The organism is Rhizobium ecuadorense, assembly GCF_001187535.1.
Taxonomy (GTDB): Bacteria; Pseudomonadota; Alphaproteobacteria; order Rhizobiales; family Rhizobiaceae; genus Rhizobium; species Rhizobium ecuadorense.
This window is the reverse complement of sequence record NZ_LFIO01000703.1, coordinates 1-439: the sequence shown is the minus strand read 5'-3', so window position 1 is coordinate 439 and position 439 is coordinate 1. Positions and strand designations below refer to the sequence as shown.

The following is a 439-nucleotide window of genomic DNA, read 5'->3' as shown; positions in this document are numbered from 1 at the left end:
GATCTACTATCCGAACCGCGACGGCCTGGAAGACCGGGTATTCCGCATCAAGACCGAGCGCTCCGGCGCTTCCACGCCGGAACCGCGCACGAGCCACAATGTCACCAATGTCGAAGTGCTGGCGCATCGGGGCGACGAAGTCGACGTGCGCTACAACTTCCACACGTTGAACCATCGCTACAAGGTAACCGACCACTTCTTCGGCACCATGTTCGCCACGCTGCGCAAGGACGACGACGCACTGCTGATCGCGCGCAAGAAGATCGTGTTGAAGAACGACTACATCCGCCAGGTTATCGACGTCTATCACGTTTGACAGGTGTCGTCGGCCGGCAGGGGATTGATGAGGAGGGCTCCATGGCCAGCTACAGGATCGCATTGAACTTCGAGGACGGGGTCACCCGGTTCGTCGAATGCAAGGACGGCGAGAAGGTTCTCG

At 59.5% G+C, this 439-nt stretch carries 1 protein-coding gene; it reads left to right on the top strand.

Annotated elements, in window-relative coordinates:
* The coding region (locus tag AF337_RS13415; RefSeq protein ID WP_280138848.1) for an aromatic-ring-hydroxylating dioxygenase subunit beta at positions 1-316 on the top strand (316 nt) is incomplete at its 5' end.
* Positions 317-439 lie beyond the last annotated feature (123 nt).